The sequence below is a fragment of the Streptomyces kebangsaanensis genome (assembly GCF_001906585.1).
In the GTDB taxonomy this organism is placed as follows: Bacteria; Actinomycetota; Actinomycetes; order Streptomycetales; family Streptomycetaceae; genus Streptomyces; species Streptomyces kebangsaanensis.
Genome location: NZ_JUJA01000085.1, coordinates 50,265 through 56,051, shown reverse-complemented (window position 1 = coordinate 56,051; position 5,787 = coordinate 50,265). Strand labels below are relative to the sequence as shown.

The 5,787-nt window shown below is 73.4% G+C and carries 6 protein-coding genes and 1 pseudogene; 2 read left to right on the top strand and 5 right to left on the bottom strand.

The window, feature by feature from the left end; all coding sequences use genetic code 11:
* Window positions 1-540 (top strand): cytochrome c biogenesis CcdA family protein (locus RH94_RS43190; protein WP_324614263.1); only part of this gene is annotated, 540 nt, incomplete at its 5' end.
* Here RH94_RS43190 and mnmA read toward each other — a convergent pair.
* Window positions 541-1,677 (bottom strand): tRNA 2-thiouridine(34) synthase MnmA, encoded by a 1,137-nt coding sequence (gene mnmA / locus RH94_RS12735; protein ID WP_073947721.1) that lies wholly within the window; start codon window positions 1,675-1,677, stop codon window positions 541-543.
* A gap of 61 nt (window positions 1,678-1,738) precedes the next feature.
* Here mnmA and RH94_RS12730 point away from each other — a divergent pair, with 61 nt between their 5' ends.
* Entirely contained in the window at window positions 1,739-2,398 is a 660-nt protein-coding gene (locus RH94_RS12730) for an N-acetylmuramoyl-L-alanine amidase (protein WP_073947720.1), read from the top strand.
* Window positions 2,399-2,407: 9 nt separating this feature from the next.
* On the opposite strand, the gene RH94_RS12725 is transcribed toward RH94_RS12730, so the two are convergent.
* The 4 genes and pseudogenes from RH94_RS12725 to RH94_RS43185 form a co-directional block, all read right to left on the bottom strand.
* The gene (locus RH94_RS12725; protein ID WP_073947719.1) at window positions 2,408-3,577 is read right to left on the bottom strand and encodes a cysteine desulfurase family protein; all 1,170 of its coding nucleotides are present in this window, start codon (window positions 3,575-3,577) and stop codon (window positions 2,408-2,410) included.
* Window positions 3,578-3,777: 200 nt separating this feature from the next.
* Window positions 3,778-4,638: a thioesterase family protein gene (locus tag RH94_RS12720; RefSeq protein WP_073947718.1), complete on the bottom strand. Its 861-nt coding sequence runs from the start codon at window positions 4,636-4,638 to the stop codon at window positions 3,778-3,780.
* 49 nt (window positions 4,639-4,687) lie between these two features.
* Window positions 4,688-5,344 carry a trimeric intracellular cation channel family protein gene (locus RH94_RS12715; protein WP_073947717.1) on the bottom strand — a complete coding sequence of 219 codons (657 nt, stop codon included), beginning with the start codon at window positions 5,342-5,344 and terminating at the stop codon, window positions 4,688-4,690.
* Window positions 5,345-5,466: 122 nt separating this feature from the next.
* Window positions 5,467-5,787, bottom strand: a pseudogene (locus tag RH94_RS43185) (oligopeptide ABC transporter ATP-binding protein); the annotation flags it as partial.

Sequence of the window (5,787 nt, the reverse complement as noted above, 5' to 3'; positions counted from 1 at the left end):
GCCCGCCGGACGGGATCCGCCCTGTCCGTCTTCGCCCTGGGTGCCGTCTACGGCCTGGCCGGCTTCTGCGCCGGTCCCATCCTGGGCGGCATCCTCACGGTGGCCGCGCTCGACGGCGGTCCGCTGCACGGCGGTGTGCTGCTGGCGCTCTACGCACTGGGCATGGCGGTGCCGATGTTCGTCCTGGCGCTGCTGTGGGACCGCTACGACCTCGGACGCCGGCGCTGGCTGAGGGGGCGGGCCCTGCGGCTGGGCCCCCTGACCGTGCACTCCACCTCGCTCGTCGGCGGATGCGTCTTCGTGCTGCTCGGGGCCGTGTTCCTGCTGTTCGACGGCACGTCCGCGCTGCCCTCGCTGCTCGGCGTCGACACCGAGGCGGCGTGGGAACAGGGGGTGACGCGCATCGGGGAGGCCGTCTCCGACCGCTCCCTCGCCCTGGTGGCGGCCCTGACCGCGGGCGCCACGGCCGCGGTGGCCGCCCTGCGGCTGCGCCGGCTGACGCGGCAGCAGGGCGGGGACGAGGCCGACTCGTCCCCGTGATCAGACCGCCGTGGCCGCGTCGTCCGCGCGGACCGTGGACGCGATGGTCGCCGAGCCCACCACGCGCGTGCCGTCGTACAGGACGATCGCCTGACCGGGGGCCACGCCGCGGACCGGCTCGGTGAAGGCGACCCGGAGTTCGCCGTCGACGAGCTCCGCGGTGACCTCCGTCTCGCCGCCGTGGGCGCGCAGCTGGGCCGTGTAGGTGCCGGGGCCGGTGGGGGCCGTGCCGCACCAGCGGGGCCTGATGGCCGTGAGGGCGGTGACGTCGAGGGCGGAGGCGGGGCCGACCGTGACCGTGTTGGTCACCGGGGAGATGTCCAGGACGTAGCGCGGCTTGCCGTCGGGGGCCGGGGTGCCGATGCGCAGGCCCTTGCGCTGGCCGATGGTGAAGCCGTACGCGCCCTCGTGGGCGCCGACGACCGTGCCCGACTCGTCGACGATGTCGCCCTCGGCCTTGCCCAGGCGGCGGGCGAGGAAGCCCTGGGTGTCGCCGTCGGCGATGAAACAGATGTCGTGCGAGTCGGGCTTCTTGGCGACGGCGAGGCCCCGGCGCTCGGCCTCCGCGCGGATCTCGTCCTTGGTGGTGACCGTGTCGCCCAGGGGGAACATCGCGTGCGCGAGCTGCTTCCCGTCCAGGACGCCGAGGACGTACGACTGGTCCTTGGCCATGTCGGAGGCGCGGTGCAGCTCGCGGGTGCCGTCGGGCAGCGTCACCACGCGCGCGTAGTGGCCGGTGCACACCGCGTCGAAGCCCAGCGCCAGCGCCTTGTCCAGCAGCGCGGCGAACTTGATCTTCTCGTTGCAGCGCAGGCACGGGTTCGGGGTGCGGCCGGCCTCGTACTCGGCGACGAAGTCCTCCACCACGTCCTCGCGGAAGCGCTCGGCGAGGTCCCAGACGTAGAAGGGGATGCCGATGACGTCCGCGGCGCGGCGGGCGTCGCGCGAGTCCTCGATGGTGCAGCAGCCCCGCGCGCCCGTGCGGAAGGACTGCGGGTTCGCGGAGAGTGCGAGGTGGACGCCGGTGACGTCGTGGCCGGCCTCCGCGGCGCGCGCGGCGGCGACGGCGGAGTCGACCCCGCCCGACATGGCGGCGAGGACGCGGAGGGGACGGGTGCGCTGCGGGGTGTCAGTCATAGCCCCTCCAGGGTACGGGGGGTGCGGGAACCCGGGCCGCCGGATGTCCGTTGAAGATCGCATGGGGGCGAAAAAGCAGGAAGCGAACCGGCGGCCGGGGCGGCGGGCGCTGCTCATCGGCGCGGCGGCGGTGGTCGTGGGCGGGGCCGCGCTGGAGCGCAGCGGGCTGTCCCGGCTGTGGTGGCGGCTGCCGGGCGCGCAGAAGCCGCGGGTGGAGGGCGCGGTGGACTTCGGAGGCGCCCGGTGGGTGGCGGCCTCCCCGGCGAACTACCGAGGGGCGGACCGCCCGGACGACTACCGGATCGACCGGGTCGTCATCCATGTCACGCAGGGCAGTTTCGCGAGCGCGGTGAAGGTCTTCCAGGACCCGGCGCACGGGGCCGCCACGCACTACATCGTCCGCAAGGACGGACACGTCACGCAGATGATCCGCGAACTGGACGTGGCCTTCCACGCGGGCAACCGGGGGTACAACGAGCGGAGCGTCGGCATAGAGCACGAGGGCTTCGTCGACGACGCCTCGTCCTTCACGGACGCGATGTACGCCGCCTCGGCGCGGCTGACGGCCCGGATCTGCGCGCGGTACGGGATACCCGTCGACCGGGAGCACATCATCGGCCACGTGGAGGTGCCGGGCGCCGACCACACGGACCCGGGGCGGCACTGGGACTGGGACCGGTACATACGACTGGTCCGCGCGGCTGGGCCCACGCGGACCTGAGCCGTTCCGTTACGTCAGTCCTGCCGCGCGGGCGCGTTCCACCGCGGGGCCGATGGCCTTGGCGACCGCTTCGACGTCGGCCCGGGTGGAGGTGTGGCCGAGGGAGAAGCGCAGGGTGCCGCGGGCGAGGTCCGGGTCGGTGCCGGTGGCGAGCAGGACGTGGCTGGGCTGGGCGACGCCCGCGGTGCAGGCGGAGCCGGTCGAGCACTCGATGCCCTGGGCGTCCAGCAGGAGCAGCAGGGAGTCGCCCTCGCAGCCGGGGAAGGTGAAGTGGGCGTTGGCCGGAAGGCGGCCCTCCGGCGCGGGGTCGCCGCCGAGGATCGCGTCCGGGACGGCCGTACGCACCGCCTCGATCAGCTCGTCGCGCAGCGCGCCGATCTCGCGGGCGAACCACTCGCGCCGCTCGGCGGCGATCCGGCCGGCCACGGCGAAGGAGGCGATCGCGGGGACGTCGAGGGTGCCGGAGCGTACGTGCCGCTCCTGGCCGCCGCCGTGCAGCACGGGTACGGGGCTGTGCTCGCGGCCCAGGACCAGCGCGCCGATGCCGTACGGCCCGCCGATCTTGTGGCCGGAGACCGTCATCGCGGCCAGTCCCGAGGCGGCGAAGTCGACCGGGACCTGACCGAGGGCCTGCACCGCGTCGGCGTGCAGCGGGACGCCGAACTCGGCGGCCACGTCGGCCAGTTCGCGCACCGGCAGCAGCGTGCCGATCTCGTTGTTGGCCCACATGACGGTGGCGAGGGCGACGTCGGCGGGGTTGCGGGCGACGGCCTCGCGCAGGGCCTCGGGGTGGACGCGGCCGTAGGAGTCGACCGGGAGGTACTCGACGGTGGCGCCCTCGTGCTCGCCGAGCCAGTGGACGGCGTCGAGGACGGCGTGGTGCTCGACGGGGCTGGCCAGTACGCGGGTGCGGGCCGGGTCGGCGTCGCGGCGGGCCCAGTACAGGCCCTTGACGGCGAGGTTGTCGGCCTCGGTCCCGCCGGAGGTGAGGACGACCTCGCTGGGACGGGCGCCGAGGGCTTCGGCGAGGGCTTCGCGGGACTCCTCGACCGCGCGGCGGGCCCGGCGGCCCGACGCGTGGAGGGAGGAGGCGTTGCCGGTGACGCCCAGCGCGGCGGTCAGCGCCTCTGCCGCCTCCGGGAGCATGGGGGTGGTCGCGGCGTGGTCGAGGTAAGCCATGGTGAGGCCGATTCTACGGGCGCCCGCGACCGGCCCGGGGATCAGGACGGGCCAGGTGTCGGAAACTCCAGGACACCGTGTGGTCCGCCGGCACGAAGGCCGGGAGGGCCGCGAGGCCGGCCAGGGCGACGGCGACGGGGCCGACCCCCGAAGAGGCCGGCGCCCACGAGCCCTTGCGGCCCGACTCGCACAGCGGCCGGTCAGCCCAGCCCGACCCGCGCGAGCTGCCGGGACTGCGCCACCAGCCGGTCGGCGCTGTCCCAGACCTCGGCGTCCTCCTCCAGGAAGCCGCCGGCGAGGTTGCGGGTGGTGATGGACACGCGCAGCGGGCCCGGTGCCGGGCGGCAGCGGACGTGCACGGTCAGTTCGACGGTCGGCACCCAGCCCTTGATCCCGAGCTCGAAGGCGGTCGGGGGCAGCGCGTCCACGGCGAGCAGCAGGGAGAGCGGGTCGTGGTCCCGGCCGTCGGCGAGGCCGAACCAGGCCCGCATCTCGCCGTTGCCGGAGGGCGAGCCGAGCGCCCAGCCGAGGGTGGCCGGGTCCAGCTTGAGCATCAGGCGGTCGGCGATGGCCGAGCTGCCGGGGACCGGGGCGGGAGCGTCCTGCGGGCCGAAGCACTGCTCCACGGGCGGGATCGCGGGCGGCTTCGCCGTGGTGCGCACGTCGTCGGGCAGGGCGCCGAGGTCGCCGTAGGAGGCCAGGACGCGGATGCGCTCCACCTCGCGGCCGTCCTCGTCGCGCTGGAAGAGGGAGGCCTGGCCGGTGGAGAGGGTGCGGCCGGTGCGGGCCACGTCCGTGCGCACGACGGCCGGCCCGGGCCGGGACGCGGTGAGGTAGTGCGCGGAGATGGTGAACGGGTCCGGGTGCGGCAGGGCGTCCGCGAGCGCGCGGCCGAGGACGGCCAGCAGATAGCCGCCGTTGACGGCGTTGATGATGGTCCAGCCGGCGGAGAGGTCGATGTCGTACACGCCGGGGGCGCGCTGGACGACCGCGGTGTCACGATCGAACTCACTGTCGCCGATCGTGGCCCGCACGGCCGGTGCGGTGGCTGCTTCTGACATGGGTGAACGATACAACAGGAAATTACTAAGCAGTAGCTTTTAGCGGGCCTCACTCCTCCAGTACCGTCGAGCGCCTGTTCCAGGCCCGCGGAGCCCGCCAGTGGTACCGCATCGCGAGCAGGCGCAGGACGAAGGTGGAGACCACCGCGAGGCCACTGGTGAGCGGGGTCAGCGCGTCGTAGTGGATGCACAGCGCCACGACGGTGGAGCCGACGATCGCCGGGACCGCGTACAGGTCGCGGTCCCAGCGCAGCAGCGACGGCACCTCGTTGGCGAGTACGTCCCGCAGCACGCCGCCGCCCACGGCGGTGGCCAGGCCGAGCGTCGCCGACGCGGTGAGGCTGAGTCCGTAGGCGTACGCCTTGGTCGTACCGGCCACGCAGAACAGGCCGAGACCGGCCGCGTCGAAGACGTACACCGCGGTCTGGATGCGCTCCACGTGCGGGTGCAGGAAGAAGACCACGAGCGTGGCGAGCAGCGGGGTGAGGAAGTACCCGAGGTCCGTGAAGGCGGCCGGGGGTACGGCCCCGATGACGAGGTCACGGAACAGCCCTCCGCCCAGCGCGGTCACTTCGGCGAGGACGGCTATGCCGAAGACGTCGAAGTTCTTGCGAACGGCCAGCAGCGCGCCGGAGATGGCGAACACGAAGATGCCGACCAGATCGAGCGTGTGCTGGACGGAGGGGCTGAACAGTTGCTGAAGCACCTTTACATTCTTGCTCAGCAAGAACCCCTCGCCTTACAAATCAAGGCGAGGGGTGATATGAGCTTGCTGTCCGGTAACCGATCGGGCGAGGTCCCGGACTTCGGCAGAGCCTCGGCAGCCGGCTACACGGCCTTCTCGGCTTCCTCGACCTTCTCGGCCTTCTCGGCTTCCTCGGCCTTCTCCGCAGTCTCCGCCTTCTCGGCCTTCTCGGCCTTCTCGGCCTTCTCGGCCTTCCCTGCGGTTTCCGCCTTCTCCGCAGTCTCCGCAGTCTCCGCCTGCTCGGCCTCGTTCTCCTGCTCCGGCGGCCCGGGCTGCTCCGGCACCGTCGCCGTCTCGGCCTCCTCGGACACCGGGTTGTCCTCCACGCCCTCGCGCGTTGCCGCCACGACCTCGCCCGCGGTCCGCTGCAGCGTCCCGGCCGCGATCTCCTCGGCGTAGTGGCA

Bases quoted from the DNA above. Each gene is read 5' to 3' on its own strand.
- mnmA (WP_073947721.1), bottom strand. From the start codon at position 1,677: ATGACTGACACCCCGCAGCGCACCCGTCCCCTCCGCGTCCTCGCCGCC.
- RH94_RS12730 (WP_073947720.1), top strand. From the start codon at position 1,739: ATGGGGGCGAAAAAGCAGGAAGCGAACCGGCGGCCGGGGCGGCGGGCG.
- RH94_RS12725 (WP_073947719.1), bottom strand. From the start codon at position 3,577: ATGGCTTACCTCGACCACGCCGCGACCACCCCCATGCTCCCGGAGGCG.
- RH94_RS12720 (WP_073947718.1), bottom strand. From the start codon at position 4,638: ATGTCAGAAGCAGCCACCGCACCGGCCGTGCGGGCCACGATCGGCGAC.